We start from the raw sequence: 14,527 nt of genomic DNA, 5'->3' as shown, positions 1-14,527 counted from the left end.
AACGTCTTGATACATCAGATGAGGCAGCCATATTGTGAAACATAATCTGCCTTAAGGGAAGCAAAAGAATGAATAAGCTTACAAGGAACCTTTGATTTATTATAACTCTATATATCATTGGAATAGAGAATACTAAATATACGAAAAATGCGTTTCCTTGACATGGAACCGCATTTTTTTCGTATCAGTATGAAATCAAAAATCAACACAGAGATATCAGTAACTTCATAAAGAAGTACAATCATTTTTACTTAATGGGCTCAATCCCCACATCCATGCTTCCGGACCTGAATCCTTCCAAATCCATGGTGGTATATGTAAATCCCAATTCCTTTAGATAAGAGATAATTTCCTTACTCTTTTCCATCACTTCTCCCATCGCGTCCCGGTCCACCTCGATGCGGACAATGTCTTTATGAAGCCTCAGCCGCACATTTCCTTTCACAAGAGAACTTACAAATTCCTCTCCTTTTCCAATGCGGTTCAGAATATCATAATCAATTTCCGTATTATAAGGAAGGCGGGTCGCCATACATGGGGCAGAAGGCCTGGACGCCACGGAGATTCCATACCCTGAGGCCAGTTCCTTGACCTGGGACTTGGTGATGTGAAGCTCAGCCAGGGGACTGATGATCCCCAGTTCCCTTAAAGCCTTGATTCCAGGACGGTAAACATGAAGATCATCCTCGTTGGTCCCATCCATGATATAAGGAATGTTCATTTCCTGTGCAAAATCCTTCAAAGACTGGAACAGCTTCTTTTTGCACAGATAGCACCGGTTTACCGGATTATAACGTATCTCCTCCTGTTCCAGCTCATTGACGGAAACCACTTTATGAACTCCTCCCAGCTCCTTTGCCACTCTGGCTGCGATCTCTAAATCACAGGAAGGGTGGAGACGGCTGTCAAAGGTTACTGCATAAACGTTTTTTCCTGTCTTTCCTGCGGCATCTGCCGCTGCCTTCAGCAATAAGCTGGAATCCACTCCTCCGGAAAAAGCCAGGCAGATATCCTCTTTGGCATAATCCGCCATCATCTGTTCCAGCCTCATTTTTATTTCCAGAATGTTCTCCTCCATTATTTCTCCGCCTCCCTGCGTATAACATTGTATACGGTCTTGTAATCCAGTCCATTTTCTTTGCAGATATTTCTTACACTTTCAAATTCCGGGTAGCAGAACGTCCTGCTTTTGTAGGTACAGACTTTCACCTCCGTCTCACCGAATTCTGTCATGACCTTCCTTTTTTTCCGGTCCAGAATGGTTCTGGATACCGGGTATCTTCTGACTCCGATGGTGGTAGTCTGTATAAACAGGATATCTTCCATTCTGCTTATCTCCTCTTCCCGGCAGATCAGGCTGAGCATATAGGCAGGACGATTCTTTTTCATAAAAACAGGGGTATACCAGACATCAGCCGCTCCTGCTTCCAATAAGGATTCCATGGCAAAGCCAAAGGCTTCCCCGCTGCAGTCGTCAATATTGGCTTCCAAAACCCACATATTTTCTCCTGCTCCTTCTTCCTCCTCCAGAAGAAGCATGGCCCGCAGAACGTTTGCCTGTTTAAAGTCCTTTTTTCCTGCACCAATCCCTGTCTTTAAGATCTGAAAGGAGGAGGGAAGATTTTTTTCTTGTCCCGAGAGCCGCCGCTATGGCTGCTCCGGTGGGAGTCACCATCTCCCCTTCATTGTCCGTGAAACGAAGCTTCAGGCCATGGGCCGCCGCAATGTTGGCCGTTGCCGGAACAGGAACCGGGATAACGCCATGCTGGCACCGGACGCTGCCATAACCTTCCGCCAGAGGAGATACCACGATCTCATCCACTCCCAGGCTGTCCACACAAACCGCCACGCTGATGATGTCCACAATGGAATCAATGGCTCCCACCTCATGAAAATGAACCTCTTCCACAGGGATTCCATGAGCCTTTGACTCTGCTTCTGCCACCATACCAAACATCTGCTTTGCCATTGCCTTTACCTTGCTGCCGGAGTCCAGCCGGTCGATGATAGTATATATATCCTGAAGATTCCGGTGGACTTTGAGGTTGTCATGGTCATGTCCGTGATCCCCCTCATGTCCATGCCCTTCATCTTCCAGAAGAACGTCAAAATCATATGCATCCAACCCGCATTTCCTGGTCCTGCCAAAGTGAAGCTGATAGCCAGCCACCCCCAGGCTTTGCAAAGCCTTTGTTAAAGCGTCCTTATCCGCTCCCAGGTCTAAAAGAGCGCCTACCGTCATATCGCCGCTGATTCCTGAATTACATTCCAAATACAGTACTTTTCCCATTTTATCTCACCGCCAGTCGATTGATTTGTGTTGCAATATACCCGGCCCCGTATCCATTATCAATATTTACAACGGAAATTCCATTTGCGCAGGAATTCAGCATGGTAAGAAGAGCGGACAGCCCATGAAAGCTGGCTCCGTAGCCTACCGAGGTAGGAACCGCAATGACCGGACAGTCTGCCAGTCCGGCGATCACCGTTCCCAAAGCTCCTTCCATCCCTGCCACCGCAATAATACAGCTGGCATTCCTGATCCTGTCTCTCTGGGACAGAAGACGGTGGATCCCGGCTACCCCCACATCAAATATCCGGTCCACATGGCAGCCGAAATATTCCGCAGTCTGTGCCGCTTCCTCCGCTACGGGGATGTCTGCCGTACCGCCTGTACAGACTGCCACGCACCCCTTTCTCTCTTTACCCGGCCGCTCCACCTTTAAGATCCTGGATATGGGATCAAACAAAACCTCCGGCACAACGGATTTTACCAGTTCAAATTGCTCTTTGCAGGCCCTGGTTCCCAGCACCTCACCGTCTCTTTCATAAAATTTCCTGTAAATCTCCACCAGGTATTGATCCGGCTTTCCCTGACAAAAAACTGTCTCCCCAAAGCCGGAACGAAGCGCCCTGTGGTGATCCAGCTTTGCATAGCCCAGGTCCTCATAAGGAAGATCCTTTAACAGCTGTTCTGCTTCCCTGATTTCCATTTCACCTGATTTTACCTGGTTAAGCATATCTCTAATATCCATTATCCCGACTTCCTCCTCTTACGGTGTTCCATTCAAATCAAGTCTTCTTGTACATACACGGTCTAAAAGGCCCTGGGAATGGCTGACTACCAAAAGGCCGATTCCCCGTCTCTCCACTTCTGATATGAGAAAATTCCAGATCTGGCTCTGGGTGATCAAATCCAGCATGGTGCTGATCTCATCCGCAAGGAGAAACCTGGTTTTCCCGCCCAGTGCCCGGGCTATGCAGAAGCGCTGAAGCTCACCTCCCGAGACCTCGGAAGGGTACCGGTTTAACCATTCCGGTTCAATGCCCAGCCCTTTTATCACCTGGTCTTCCACCCCGTCCCCCTCCTTTAAAACCTCCTTAAGCTTAAGCCTTGGGTTTACGGAGCTTTCCGGGTGCTGCCAGATCATCTGGACCGGACAATATCCTTTGTAGGAAGAAAGGGGCTTCCCATCAAGAAGCACCTTTCCCTTGTCCGGCTTTTCATATCCGGCAAGAATTTTACAGCAGGTGGTCTTCCCAAAGCCACTGGGCGCAACCAGCCCCAGCCGCTCGCCGCTGTCCATGTACATAGACAGATTATTTAATATCTGCTTATTCCCATTATCATACCGGAATGATATGTTTTTCGCTTCCAGTCTCACCTTATTCCTCCTCTGCCTTTATGCACCGGACCATTCCGCCCTCCAGGCCAACGTACTCCACTTCCCTTAAACACCTTGCCTCCCGAAGCTCACACCTGGGGCATAGGGGCAGCCTGAGGGGCGGTCCTTTAAATAAGGCTGGGTTCCCGGCACCGCCCAAAATCCATGCTCAGGCATAGCCCTGTAAAGAGCCTTTGAATATGGATGGCGAAGAAATCTTTCCTCCTTAAAATCAGCGGCAGAAGCTCCTCAACGCTGGTTCCTGCATAGAATACCACAATCCGGTCCGCAACCTTAAGCGCCAGCTCCAGATCATGAGTGATGAGAAGCACACCTGCTCCCTCATCAGCCATTTCCCGGAAATGGGACAAAACCCTTTTTGCCGCCTCCAGATGAAGACCTGGGGTAGGCTCATCTGCTATGACCAGCTTAGGCCTTTCCATGACCGCAGTGGAAATTAAGATTCTTCTGGTCATTCCCCCTGACAGCTCAAAGGGATAGAGCTTTTCCACAGTCTCATCAAGTCCATATCTCCTAAGGGTCTTAAGGCTTTCGTTCCTGCTGCCCTGATCCCGTTTTCCTTTTCTGATCTGAGTTCCTGCTTTCATTAAAGGATCCAGATAGGAAACGCTTTGGGGAACCAGAACGATCTCCTTTCCCCGAAGCCCTTCCATCCGTTTTTCCGTAAGCTTTTCCCCATAATAAGATATCTCCCCTGACCAGGAAGCATTATAAGGCAGGATTCCCAGCACTCCATGAGCAGCAGGCTCTTTCCCGAGCCGCTGGAACCCACTACAGCCACCAGCTCCCCTTCTTTTACAGTCAGGCTCACATCCTTGACAGCCAAAAGAGTTGTCCTTTGGATCCACCGTTCATATTGGGTAAATGAAACTGACAGGTTTTTTACCGATAAAACCGTTTTCTTCACTTCCAATCCATTCCCTCCTATTGATGCACAAAGCCCGGGTCTATAAGTCTGCTCACCATTTCTCCTGTTAAATGAAACAGCAGGACAACAGCAACCAGAAACATCCCCGGAAACAGGGCCAGCCACCATTTTCCCATTGCCAGGTATTTCATGCTTTCTGACAGGATCACGCCGATGGCTGGCTGCTCCGGGGATAGCCCAAAGCCAAGAAACGTGATGCTGGCCTCATGAAGGATGGCGTGGGGAAATAACAGCACAAGCCCCACCAAAAGCTGTGGGATCAAATGAGGCGTCATATGCTTAAGGGCTGTTTCAAATCCACCGTGGCCAAGCTTACGGGCAATCTTTATGTATTGGCTCTCCTTAAGCTGAAGAACTTCTCCCCTGATAAGCCTTGCAAGGGAGGTCCAGTGGGTCAGGGAGATTCCCACCACAACGCCCTTAAAGCCTTTTCCCATGGCAAAGGAGATCAAAACCAGCAGAAGAATATGGGGAATCCCCATCACAAGATCAATGAGCCCGATTACAAGCCCATCTGCCGCCTTTCCCATGGACGCTGCAAAAAGCCCCAGAAAAAAGGCGATCACTGTGCTGACCACTGCTGTGAGAAGACCAATGCGGATGCTCATGGAAAGACCAGCCATGGTCCGCGCAAACATATCCCGGCCCATCCAGTCCGTGCCAAAGGGATGGGAAAAGCAGGGCGGCAGATTCTTTCTGGAAAAATCAGTGACCAGGGCCTCTGTCCTGTAAAACTGCCCGGCAATGGCCACAGCCGCCAAAAGAACAGTAAAAAGCGCCAGGAGGCAGATCATGGACTTCCGGCTATTCCATTGGTTCATACGCCTTCCCTCCCTTTCCTCATTCTTGGGTCCACCGCGCCGTAAAGCAGGTTTGCCGTAAAATTCCCTGTAAATACAATGGCAGCACTAATGACTGTGATTCCCAGAAGCAGGGGTACATCACCGCCAAGTCCGGCTGTTACAGCCGCCTGGCCCAGTCCCGGATAGGAAAATACCTGTTCCACCAGGATCGAACCTCCAAAGATTTCGCTGACCGAAGCAAACTGAAGGGTCAGGGCAGGCAGAAGAACGTTTCGGATTCCGTGCCGGAATACGATCTGGCTTTTGGACTCTCCTCTTGCCCTTGCAAAAAGAACATAATCACTTTCCATAACCTGAATCATTTTCCCTCTTGTATGAAGAAGGATGCTGGACATTCCTGAAATGGAAAGGGTCAGGCAGGGCAAAATCCCATGCACCACCCGATTCCTTAACGTAACCTCTGCCGCTTCCATGCCTATGGGAACACTTAACCCAATGGGAAGCAGCTTAAGCCAGACAGCAAACACCATCAAAAGCACCAGGCCCAGCCAAAAAGCAGGAGTGCTTGCAGTCATGAGCGCATAAGCAGAGATCACCTTATCCACTGTTTTCCCCCTGTTTGCGCCTGCCAGTGTTCCCAGGGCAAAACCAGCTGCCCCGGAAACCAGCCAGGAAACTGCCATCAGCCAAAGAGAGTTTGACAGCTTCACACCAATCACATGGGATACGGGCTGGCGGTATAACAGAGAGGTTCCCATATCCCCTTTTAAAAAAATCGCCGGCCCAGGAAAGGAAACGTTCTATCGGCGGTAAGTCAGTTCCCCAGTATTCCGAAAGCTTTGCGATCTGCTCCTGGCTCATGGAGCCAAGAGCTGCCTGGCCCACATTGACCTTTAAAGGATCAATGGGAGAAACCGTTACCAGAAAAAAAGCCGCTGCGCTTACCAGAAAAAGAAGGATTGCCATCCGGCCAAGCTGTTTCAGTAAAAACCAAAGGTTTTTCCTTCCAAGCAGGCTGCATTTCATGGTTCCCAGCTCCACTGATCCACGTTATTAACAATAGTCCAGCCGTGCCCATGGGGATGAAGCTTCTGATCCGCAACCTTTAATCCATCCCTTACCCAATATAAATGATCGATATTCACAAGCCATATCCAGGGAATATCTCCGCTCTGGGTAATGCCTGTTTCCCCATCCCACTGTGCTTTTTTTCCAAAGCTCATAAGATTTTTCCAGATCACTTTCCGCAAGAGCTTCATCCATGTACTGGTTCACCTTTTGACTGGCATAAGGAGAATAGGAAGCCAGCCCTGTTTCCTCCATGGTATGGTAAATATTATATAGCTCCATGGGAGTATGGGCGCCCCAGCCCCAGATCAAAGGCTGTGACTGGGCTTTGTCATAGGCGGTATCCCATCCTGCACCTTCCATCTGCCCGTCAATTCCCAGCTTTTTCAACTGATTGATGGTGTCCGCCGCAAGAGCCTGCCTTACGGAATCTCCTGCCGTATAGAGAAAATGAAGCTCCGCCCGTTTACCATCTTTCACCCGGATTCCGTCGCTGCCCATTATCCAGCCTGCCTCATCAAGCAATGCCCCGGCCCCTTCCGGGTCATACTCCGTCTTTGCAGAAGGCTCATACCATGGCATTTTATCACAAACGCTGTAAGCTGGACTGCCGTAGCCGTTCAGCACGTTATTTATCATTTCCTCCCGGTCGATTCCGATGTTGATCGCCCTTCTGACCCTTACATCACTGGTAAAATCATTTCCAAGAGGAACTCCCTCTTCGGATATGCTTCCAGAAGGAATGGCCGGAAGGTTAAAGCCCCGGTTATCCACGGTCTTGCAGTCCAAAAGCCCATAGCCTGGCACCGTAAGGTCCGTATAGGAGGCAGCCGTATACCCAATATCCGCCTGACCGGACTGGACCGCTGCCAAAGCCCCGTCCTCTTCCATGAAGAGGACCGTGACCTTTTTCATCTTTGGCGCTTCTCCATAATAGTCCGGATTAGCTTCCAGGATCACCTGCTGCCCTCTGTCCCATTGTTTTAATATGTACCTGCCGGATCCGATGGGGTGTTCCCCATAATCAGGCCCATATGCATGTTCCGGCACAATTCCAGTCACAGCCATGGTATAAGGCCAGATGGAATAGGGATGCTTCATATGGAATACCACGGTCGTGTTATCGATTGCCTCAGCCCTGTCCAGCATGGTAAAATCATTCACCGAACTGGTATCTCTCAATGTATTATAAGTAAATGCCACATCTTGTCCGGTCAGTTTCTCCCCATCTGTAAAGAAAACATCATCCCGGATCTTTACGGTCCAGGTCAGTCCGTCGCTGCTGACCGTTAAGTCCGTTGCCAGATCATAACCGATTTTTAAATCTTTATCAGTGACAGTAAGGGTGCTTTGAATCAATGGCTCATGAACATGTTCCCCTGCTCCCCAGCCATAAGCCGGATCAAATCCTGCCTCAGGCTCTGAACTGACGTTCATCACCACAACGACCCCGTCCTTTTTCCCTGCATTATCTGCTTCCGCTGATTTTGTCACTGCCTGGGCCTGTTTCCCCTCCTGAGTCCCGGCGGCCTTTCCGCAGCCGCTCATAACCATGGCAGACAGTACCAAAGCAGCAGCAAGCCCATACCTATGCTTTATCATTGTTCTCCTCCTCCATAAGAAATTTTTCCGTATCCGGTATTACTGCAAGAAAAACAGATACCAGAAACAGTCATACGTATTCCTTGGGAATACCCATACCTTCCTGGTATCTGTTTTTATTTACGATCAGATTTTTAGCTTTCCTATCAGTGGTGACTTCTGCCAGCCCTTAAGAAAAAGTATACGTAAAAATCACCCATACGTCAACGGCTTTTTATTCAAATGTTTACAAAGTCCCGGTATTTAATGAAAGTTTCTTCAATAAGATATCTCTTAAATATCCGCCGTACTTTTCTTTGGTCAGGACGACCTTATAACCCTGTTTTATTATATTATTTTTGCTGTATCTGTTCTCCGGATGAACCGTGCACATCAAATACCGGTAACCCTGTTTCCAAAGTTCTTCCTCCGCGGTTTTCATCATGGAGTACTGAAGACCGTTTCCCCGGTATCCGGAGAGAATGGCAACCGTCTCCATATGGGCGACTTTTCCCAGCTCCTCTTTGGGAAGGCCGATGTCACGGCCAAGGTTTTCATCTCCCTTTCCCGGCAGCGCAGCAATAAATACACCTGCCAGGGCCCCGGAATCCTTTTCAAATGCCTTATAACCGATCCCGTTTCCCTCCTTAAGCATATGGAATATGTATTCCGGATCATCGGCAACAAACCATTCCTTTTCCTGGATTTGCTGCCAAACCGACTGGATCACCTCAGCCATGGTCTGATAATCCTCAGGGACTGCCCTTTCAATCAAAAATTCCATATACCATTTTCCTCAAAAACGACAGTCTCCCAAAGCCCTTTGAACTCCCGGGCTTCCCCTTGAAGGACCTGAACCTTTTCCTGAGGCACTCCCATCTCCGGCGCGGTGCTCCCGCCATGAAACCAGCTGTACATACCTGCACAAAGCAAAATCACAATCAGACAAAATGCGATCAGCATGATCTTATTATATAAATTTTTATCCTCCATACTGTTTCCCCTTTCTTCCATTATGTAACCAGTCTATGCATCCTGCTGATTCCTGCATTCCTGAGCCCTGCTCATTGCCTGCAGAGCTAACACTCATAGCCCCCTTCTTAAACATTCCTTGTAAAACGACACTGGGGAAAATTAGAACAGCCATAAAATTCCCCGAATTTTCCGCTGCGGCGCTTAAGCACTCCGCCGCATTGGGGGCAGATCTCAGCCTCCACTTTATGATCCAGCTTTCCCATATGCTCGTAGCACCTCTGATTCATGATACAATCAGCAAGTGCCCGGTGGGCTCCCTCTGTATCAATATGAAAATATGCTGAAATATCCGTTAAGCGGTAGCGGCTTAGCTGGGGTAAACAGGCTTTTGCCATAAAAAGAGTGTCAACGTAATCATTGGCCACCTCTCTTCCCAGAAGCTCCTCTGCTGCCCTGTAAAGGAAAAGCAGGTCAAAGGACTGAATGTTATGCCCTACCAGAATCTCCCCTTCAATAAAAGAGAGAAAATCCGGCAGAACCTCCTTTAGTCCAGGCGCTTCCCTTACCATGTCATCTGTAATTCCATTTACATTAGTGGCTCCAGCCGGAATATGGGTCCCAGGATTAACCAGTGTATTAAACTCGGCAACAGGTTTATGCTCCCTCACCTTGATGGCGGAAATCTCAATAATAGAATCTTCTTCGGCGCTGATGCCTGTTGTTTCTAAATCAAATACCACGTAATTGTTTGCATATTGGTTTAAACGTGTGCCTGTAAACTGTCTGATGGACATAGATACCTCCATTCTTTTGTACGTAAAAAGGATATATGTAACACCTCCATTATATCCTCTATCCTTTCATTCATCAAGCAAAAATCAACGAATGGCCACCATCTGCTCTGCAACGGTCTCCGCCTCTTCCGCTGAAAAATAGCCGCACTCCTCCATTCTTTGGAGGACCTTCATCTGCCTTTTCTCCGCCAGGGCTGGATTCTTGGACGGAGCGTATCTGGAAGGGGCATTAGGAACACCGGCTAAAAGAGTGCTCTCATATTCAGTCATTTCCACAGGCTCCTTTTTAAAATAGCCCTCGCTGGCATCCCCCACGCTGTAATATCCGTCCCCAAAATAAATGCAGTTTACATACAATTCAAATATTTCATCCTTGGTATAATTCTTCTCGATGTCAAAGGCCATGAACACTTCAGCTGCTTTTCTGGCAATCTCTTTGTCCTGGTCAAAATATAAGTTCTTAGCAAGCTGCTGGGTTATGGTGCTGCCGCCTTCCACAAACCGCCCTGCTCTGATATCATTTGCAGCGGCCCGGGCAATGGCGATCAGGTCGATTCCGTTATGTTGGTAAAAACGGTGATCCTCAACGGATAAAACGGCATTCACATAAATCTGGGGCAGGTTTTCGTATTCCGTGTATCCTTCCTTATCCCGGATAGCCTCCACCCGGTCCTTAAGCCCGGTTTCTAAAAGTGCTTCCCGGTACATCTCATACCCCTTATATGTCACAGTGAATCCGGCCAATAGACATACCGTCATCAATAAAAATAAAGTTCTTCTTATAAATGTTCCAACTTTCATAGAACCACTGCCTCCTTTCCTCTTTTTTTGCCCATGCTTTTTGGGCATACAGGTATACCCGCATAGTATTTCCTATTATCCTCCCACGGCCTTTTGGCATTCAAATATCCCTGGAAGGGGCTTTGTTATATGATATGTTATGATTGTGATTAAATTGTATCATAGAGTTCCACTAAAAACAGGAATAATTCCTTATATTTCCCTAAAGTTTTCGGACATGTTCTGACAAATCCCTTACCAGTTCTTACAAATTAATGAAACTAAGGAAAAAGCCGGCAATCGCTGGAATTGTTAATTTTTGCAAAACCCATAGAATTTTCTTTTCTTATTTAGTATACTTATCATAAGATCAGGCTGAAAACGGCCATTCAAAAGGTAAAACAACTGAACAAAGAAACGAGGTAATTTTAAAATGCTGGTTACACTTCACGATTCCAAAGCAACAGCTGTCATCGATTCCATCGGTGCCCAGCTCATCTCATTCAAAGATTCTGCCGGCACGGAATACATATGGCAGAGAGATCCCCAGTTCTGGGGCAAATGCTCTCCTCTTCTTTTCCCCATTGTAGGAAATTGCAGAAACGGCCGTACCCGGCTGGAAGGGCAGACATGGGAAATCCCCAAGCATGGCTTTTGCCGGGAAATGGATTTTACCGCCTCTGAGCAGACAAACACATCCGTGACCTTTGAAATCCGGGATTCCAAAGAAACAAAAGAGATTTATCCCTATTCCTTCCGTTTAAGTCTGGCCTATACGCTCAAAGACGGAATCTTATTCATGGAATACCAGGTGGAAAACACCGATGACCGGACCATATACTACTGTCTGGGCGCTCATCCTGGCTTTAACTGCCCCATGGAGGATAGGGCTGTATTTGAAGATTATGGTCTGTTGTTTGAAAAAGAGGAAACCATATCCAGCATGGTATATGATTCCGAACATCTGGAATTTAACCCTGAAAACAGGATCGATCAGCTGAAAGGAACCAATACCCTTTCCCTGAACCGTGAATTATTTAAAAATGATGCTATTTATTTTGACGATTTAGAGTCCAGAAAAGTTTCCATTGTAAACAGAAAAACAGGCCGGGGCGTGGAAGTTTCCTTTCCAGGCTTTGAAACCGTAGCTTCTGGACCCCTTATCCTGCAAAAGCTCCCTTTATCTGTGTGGAGCCATGGAATGGTTCTGCCATCTATGCTACGGAAGATGATGAATTCATCCATAAGAACCATGTGCAGACCTTAAGTCCAGGGAATATAAAAAGCTATGGCCTTTCCATAGGGATTCTTTCATAAAGAAAACAGGCAGCGAAATCGGCGGATTCTCGCTGCCTGTCCTGATTTTACAGAATATGTAGAATGGATTTAGATGTGATCTGCCGACTTTTGGAATAAAACTCTTATCTCTTAGATAGGAATAACATTATCATGGTCTTTTATCCAGCGCAAGGCGGTTTGCGCTTTTTAATGGAATTATTGCGCTTCTTTTAAATGCTTCTACAATATCATACAATTATCTTTTAAAAAGTCCCTGTATATTTTTTCAAACCTTTTTCTTCTACGGCCATTGACATACAGAACCTCCCCGTTCTGCATCTCAACAGCCTCTCCCTTTACATTCCTCACATATTGCATATTGATGATGTTATGCCTGCTGATCCTGACAAACCGGTCTTTTGGAAGTTTTTCTTCCTCTTCATCAAGCCTTGCCCGGATCCGCATCCTTCCGCTGCCCGCCACTATGCTGGTTTTCCGGTAATAGGATTCCAGGTAAAGAATATCCCTGGTATCCAGGATGCAGGACTGGCCGTTAAAGATTACAGAATATTTTTCCTGGCAAAAGCCTTTTTTTCCTTTTGGAAAAATTATAATCATGTCATACACGGCACATTCCAACGTCGGGAAATATTCCTCCTTTATGGGGAAATAATCAACCTTTGACAGGCAGCTCCAATTACCGGGACAGGCCTTTTCTAACCCCGGCATCTGTTTTTCATTTGTAAAAAAGGCAATCTTCATATTTATTTCCCCCTGTAATACTCGTTGACTCATGAACAATGCTGTCCTTTATTCTATACAACGGTTTCCAGCGGATCTTATAACGCAAAAATAAAAGAGATCATACAGGCAACGAATAATTACGCTGTTTTTCCTCAAACTAACAGAAGAGATTCCTATTAGACTGCCGGAAGGAGAATATGAAATGAAATCAGGAAAAAAAGAGACCAATAAAAAGAAGTCTGAATCCTTAACCTCCAATAATAATTATGATATCGATATTCAGACCTGCTCCGCTATGGACTGCACGGGACTTATTCCCTCGGCTCCACAGTCCGAAGCTGAACTGGAAGCATATGAAGACCTTTATCCCTACATTCCCCATGCAAAAAAATGTGGATAAGGACTGAGAAAATGAATCCAAAAATAAGAAGACCCCTTAAGAGGGCCTTCTTATTTTTTAATATTCTAAAACTCCAAAGCCTTAACGCAGCCGGAATTTACTCATTAATTCCCGTAAGCCTTCTGCCTGGCCGGATAATTCTTCGCTGGCGGCAGCGCTTTCCTCTGCGGTAGCAGAGTTATTCTGAACTACGGAAGAAATCTGCTCAATTCCATAGGTAACCTGGGTAACCTTATCACTCTGCTCTTTCAGTTCCTCTGCGGATCTGCGAATGGCGGAAACCATGCTCTTGGTTTCTGAAAGAACTCCGTTTAATGTTTCCCCTGTTGATGATGCAATGCTGGTTCCCGTATTAACAGCTGCAATGGTATCTGCCACCAGGCTGGAGGTATCCTTTGCTGCATTGGCACTCTTGCCTGCAAGATTGCGGACCTCATCTGCAACAACTGCAAAGCCTTTTCCGGCTTCGCCTGCCCTGGCTGCTTCTACGGCGGCATTCAGTGCAAGAATATTTGTCTGGAAGGCAATATCTTCGATCAGCTTATTGACCTTTTCAATTTCCTTGGATTTTCTGCTGATCTGATCCATGGACTGCATCATTTCATGCATCTGGCATTTCCGCTCTCCATGGCTTCTCCTACCCGTCCTGCCTGCTTATTCACATCTTCCACAGCCTTTGCAGTGCTCATAAGGCTGTTAGATATCTCATTAACTGAGGAAGATAACTCTTCCACAGAAGCTGCCTGTTCCACAGAACCCTGGCTTAAATTCTGCGCCCCCTGGGACACCTGTACTGCCCTTTGCCACTTCATCCGCAGAAATACTGATGGTTTCCATGGTCTTTGAAAGTAAGTCTTCCGCTCTGTCAATGGATTCTTTAATCACCTTAAAATCTCCCTGGAATTCCATGCCAACAGACTGGCTGAAATCTCCGGATGCGATATTTCCTAATACGGCTGCGATCTCAGTGATATAGGATTTAACGCTATGTACGGAACTGGTAATCTCATCGGCAAGCTGGCCGATCTCATCCCTGCGCTTTACAACCGGAACTTCGCTGGACAAATCTCCTTCTGTAAAAAGCTTCATTCTCGCTGCAATGGCTGATACCGGACCTGCAATGGATCCTGCGAACCAGAATGCCAGGAAGCAGCCAACCACGATTGATATGACGGCAAACACGCCCATTGCAAAAACTACTATATAGATGGAAGCGGTGGTTTCCTTAACCGATGCTGCCACGCCCAAAGCCCAGCCATCGCTGCCTGTTACCGGGCTGTAAAAGCAAAAACGGTTGTCTCCCTTGTATTCGTAATTGCCAGTTCCCGTTTTTCCACTGAGCATGGTCTGGAACATACGGCCTACAGAAGCATAAGATTTATCTGACTTTGCAAGCTCAATAAAATTCTGGCGGTCATGAACCAGCTCTGGTGTTATATTGGCGATCATGGTTCCTGTATTGTCAATAATAAAGGCATTGCCGCTCTCTC

18 protein-coding genes and 2 pseudogenes are annotated in these 14,527 nt (G+C 47.1%); 2 read left to right on the top strand and 18 right to left on the bottom strand.

The genetic code is table 11. The annotated features are described in order from the left end of the window. Positions 1-247: 247 nt before the first annotated feature. The 14 genes and pseudogenes from larE to JCM10519_RS12625 form a co-directional block, all read right to left on the bottom strand. Entirely contained in the window at positions 248-1,078 is an 831-nt protein-coding gene (gene larE, locus JCM10519_RS12680) for an ATP-dependent sacrificial sulfur transferase LarE (RefSeq protein ID WP_054739592.1), read from the bottom strand. Continuing rightward, on the bottom strand, positions 1,078-1,587 hold the full coding sequence (locus tag JCM10519_RS29510; RefSeq protein ID WP_347844130.1) for a LarC family nickel insertion protein: 510 nt from the start codon (positions 1,585-1,587) through the stop codon (positions 1,078-1,080). Before JCM10519_RS29510 ends, larE begins: the two co-directional genes overlap by 1 nt. Continuing rightward, positions 1,562-2,290 (bottom strand): LarC family nickel insertion protein, encoded by a 729-nt coding sequence (locus JCM10519_RS29505; protein WP_347844061.1) that lies wholly within the window; start codon positions 2,288-2,290, stop codon positions 1,562-1,564. Before JCM10519_RS29505 ends, JCM10519_RS29510 begins: the two co-directional genes overlap by 26 nt. A gap of 1 nt (position 2,291) precedes the next feature. After that, positions 2,292-3,035 carry a nickel pincer cofactor biosynthesis protein LarB gene (larB, locus tag JCM10519_RS12670; RefSeq protein ID WP_054739590.1) on the bottom strand — a complete coding sequence of 248 codons (744 nt, stop codon included), beginning with the start codon at positions 3,033-3,035 and terminating at the stop codon, positions 2,292-2,294. Between the two features lie 18 nt (positions 3,036-3,053). Beyond that, entirely contained in the window at positions 3,054-3,665 is a 612-nt protein-coding gene (locus JCM10519_RS12665; RefSeq protein WP_054739588.1) for an ATP-binding cassette domain-containing protein, read from the bottom strand. Positions 3,666-3,731: 66 nt separating this feature from the next. Further along, positions 3,732-3,842 carry a hypothetical protein gene (locus tag JCM10519_RS29500; protein ID WP_347844060.1) on the bottom strand — a complete coding sequence of 37 codons (111 nt, stop codon included), beginning with the start codon at positions 3,840-3,842 and terminating at the stop codon, positions 3,732-3,734. Beyond that, positions 3,794-4,722: pseudogene (locus JCM10519_RS12660) on the bottom strand (ATP-binding cassette domain-containing protein). The gene JCM10519_RS29500 and the pseudogene JCM10519_RS12660 overlap by 49 nt, the downstream one beginning before the upstream one ends. Further along, positions 4,611-5,435 carry an ABC transporter permease subunit gene (locus JCM10519_RS12655; protein WP_054739586.1) on the bottom strand — a complete coding sequence of 275 codons (825 nt, stop codon included), beginning with the start codon at positions 5,433-5,435 and terminating at the stop codon, positions 4,611-4,613. The pseudogene JCM10519_RS12660 and the gene JCM10519_RS12655 overlap by 112 nt, the downstream one beginning before the upstream one ends. Beyond that, a pseudogene (locus tag JCM10519_RS12650) lies at positions 5,432-6,443 on the bottom strand (ABC transporter permease). The gene JCM10519_RS12655 and the pseudogene JCM10519_RS12650 overlap by 4 nt, the downstream one beginning before the upstream one ends. 27 nt (positions 6,444-6,470) lie before the next feature. Next, the gene (locus JCM10519_RS12645) at positions 6,471-8,087 is read right to left on the bottom strand and encodes an ABC transporter substrate-binding protein (RefSeq protein WP_347844059.1); all 1,617 of its coding nucleotides are present in this window, start codon (positions 8,085-8,087) and stop codon (positions 6,471-6,473) included. Between the two features lie 226 nt (positions 8,088-8,313). Continuing rightward, positions 8,314-8,850: a GNAT family N-acetyltransferase gene (locus tag JCM10519_RS12640; RefSeq protein WP_054739584.1), complete on the bottom strand. Its 537-nt coding sequence runs from the start codon at positions 8,848-8,850 to the stop codon at positions 8,314-8,316. Then, positions 8,838-9,059, bottom strand: coding sequence for a hypothetical protein (locus JCM10519_RS12635; RefSeq protein ID WP_054739692.1), 222 nt, complete (start codon positions 9,057-9,059; stop codon positions 8,838-8,840). Before JCM10519_RS12635 ends, JCM10519_RS12640 begins: the two co-directional genes overlap by 13 nt. Before the next feature lie 107 nt (positions 9,060-9,166). Continuing rightward, a complete protein-coding gene (locus tag JCM10519_RS12630) occupies positions 9,167-9,835 on the bottom strand; it encodes an exonuclease domain-containing protein (RefSeq protein ID WP_054739582.1) in 669 nt (222 codons plus the stop codon). 84 nt (positions 9,836-9,919) lie between these two features. After that, the gene (locus tag JCM10519_RS12625; RefSeq protein ID WP_054739580.1) at positions 9,920-10,636 is read right to left on the bottom strand and encodes a transglycosylase domain-containing protein; all 717 of its coding nucleotides are present in this window, start codon (positions 10,634-10,636) and stop codon (positions 9,920-9,922) included. 412 nt (positions 10,637-11,048) lie between these two features. Between JCM10519_RS12625 and JCM10519_RS12620 the strand changes: the two genes are divergently transcribed. Continuing rightward, complete coding sequence (locus JCM10519_RS12620; RefSeq protein WP_347844058.1) at positions 11,049-11,882, top strand: aldose 1-epimerase family protein; 834 nt, start codon at positions 11,049-11,051, stop codon at positions 11,880-11,882. A 251-nt stretch (positions 11,883-12,133) separates the two neighbouring features. Here JCM10519_RS12620 and JCM10519_RS12615 read toward each other — a convergent pair whose 3' ends face one another. Next, complete coding sequence (locus JCM10519_RS12615) at positions 12,134-12,655, bottom strand: LytTR family transcriptional regulator DNA-binding domain-containing protein (RefSeq protein WP_054739578.1); 522 nt, start codon at positions 12,653-12,655, stop codon at positions 12,134-12,136. A gap of 184 nt (positions 12,656-12,839) precedes the next feature. Here JCM10519_RS12615 and JCM10519_RS12610 point away from each other — a divergent pair, with 184 nt between their 5' ends. Beyond that, positions 12,840-13,037: a hypothetical protein gene (locus tag JCM10519_RS12610; RefSeq protein WP_054739577.1), complete on the top strand. Its 198-nt coding sequence runs from the start codon at positions 12,840-12,842 to the stop codon at positions 13,035-13,037. An 81-nt stretch (positions 13,038-13,118) separates the two neighbouring features. Here the strand turns inward: JCM10519_RS12610 and JCM10519_RS12605 are convergent, their stop codons facing one another. From JCM10519_RS12605 to JCM10519_RS12600, 3 genes are read right to left on the bottom strand one after another with little or no spacing between them, the layout of a single operon-like run. After that, positions 13,119-13,646 (bottom strand): methyl-accepting chemotaxis protein, encoded by a 528-nt coding sequence (locus tag JCM10519_RS12605; protein ID WP_347844057.1) that lies wholly within the window; start codon positions 13,644-13,646, stop codon positions 13,119-13,121. Then, entirely contained in the window at positions 13,634-13,771 is a 138-nt protein-coding gene (locus tag JCM10519_RS29495; protein WP_347844056.1) for a hypothetical protein, read from the bottom strand. Before JCM10519_RS29495 ends, JCM10519_RS12605 begins: the two co-directional genes overlap by 13 nt. Then, entirely contained in the window at positions 13,746-14,486 is a 741-nt protein-coding gene (locus JCM10519_RS12600) for a HAMP domain-containing protein (RefSeq protein WP_054739573.1), read from the bottom strand. The genes JCM10519_RS29495 and JCM10519_RS12600 overlap by 26 nt, the downstream gene beginning before the upstream one ends. Positions 14,487-14,527: the final 41 nt, after the last annotated feature.

The organism is Clostridium sp. NkU-1 (assembly GCA_001312405.1).
The sequence above is the reverse complement of the archived record's forward strand: the minus strand, read 5'-3'. Positions and strand labels throughout refer to the sequence as shown.

Excerpts from the sequence above, each read along its gene's own strand:
- larE (WP_054739592.1), bottom strand. The coding sequence starts at position 1,078 with ATGGAGGAGAACATTCTGGAAATAAAAATGAGGCTGGAACAGATGATG.
- JCM10519_RS29505 (WP_347844061.1), bottom strand. The coding sequence starts at position 2,290 with ATGGGAAAAGTACTGTATTTGGAATGTAATTCAGGAATCAGCGGCGAT.
- larB (WP_054739590.1), bottom strand. The coding sequence starts at position 3,035 with ATGGATATTAGAGATATGCTTAACCAGGTAAAATCAGGTGAAATGGAA.
- JCM10519_RS29500 (WP_347844060.1), bottom strand. The coding sequence starts at position 3,842 with ATGCCTGAGCATGGATTTTGGGCGGTGCCGGGAACCCAGCCTTATTTA.
- JCM10519_RS12655 (WP_054739586.1), bottom strand. The coding sequence starts at position 5,435 with ATGAACCAATGGAATAGCCGGAAGTCCATGATCTGCCTCCTGGCGCTT.
- JCM10519_RS12645 (WP_347844059.1), bottom strand. The coding sequence starts at position 8,087 with ATGATAAAGCATAGGTATGGGCTTGCTGCTGCTTTGGTACTGTCTGCC.
- JCM10519_RS12640 (WP_054739584.1), bottom strand. The coding sequence starts at position 8,850 with ATGGAATTTTTGATTGAAAGGGCAGTCCCTGAGGATTATCAGACCATG.
- JCM10519_RS12635 (WP_054739692.1), bottom strand. The coding sequence starts at position 9,059 with ATGGAGGATAAAAATTTATATAATAAGATCATGCTGATCGCATTTTGT.
- JCM10519_RS12630 (WP_054739582.1), bottom strand. The coding sequence starts at position 9,835 with ATGTCCATCAGACAGTTTACAGGCACACGTTTAAACCAATATGCAAAC.
- JCM10519_RS12625 (WP_054739580.1), bottom strand. The coding sequence starts at position 10,636 with ATGAAAGTTGGAACATTTATAAGAAGAACTTTATTTTTATTGATGACG.
- JCM10519_RS12620 (WP_347844058.1), top strand. The coding sequence starts at position 11,049 with ATGCTGGTTACACTTCACGATTCCAAAGCAACAGCTGTCATCGATTCC.
- JCM10519_RS12615 (WP_054739578.1), bottom strand. The coding sequence starts at position 12,655 with ATGAAGATTGCCTTTTTTACAAATGAAAAACAGATGCCGGGGTTAGAA.
- JCM10519_RS12610 (WP_054739577.1), top strand. The coding sequence starts at position 12,840 with ATGAAATCAGGAAAAAAAGAGACCAATAAAAAGAAGTCTGAATCCTTA.
- JCM10519_RS12605 (WP_347844057.1), bottom strand. The coding sequence starts at position 13,646 with ATGCATGAAATGATGCAGTCCATGGATCAGATCAGCAGAAAATCCAAG.
- JCM10519_RS12600 (WP_054739573.1), bottom strand. The coding sequence starts at position 14,486 with ATGATCGCCAATATAACACCAGAGCTGGTTCATGACCGCCAGAATTTT.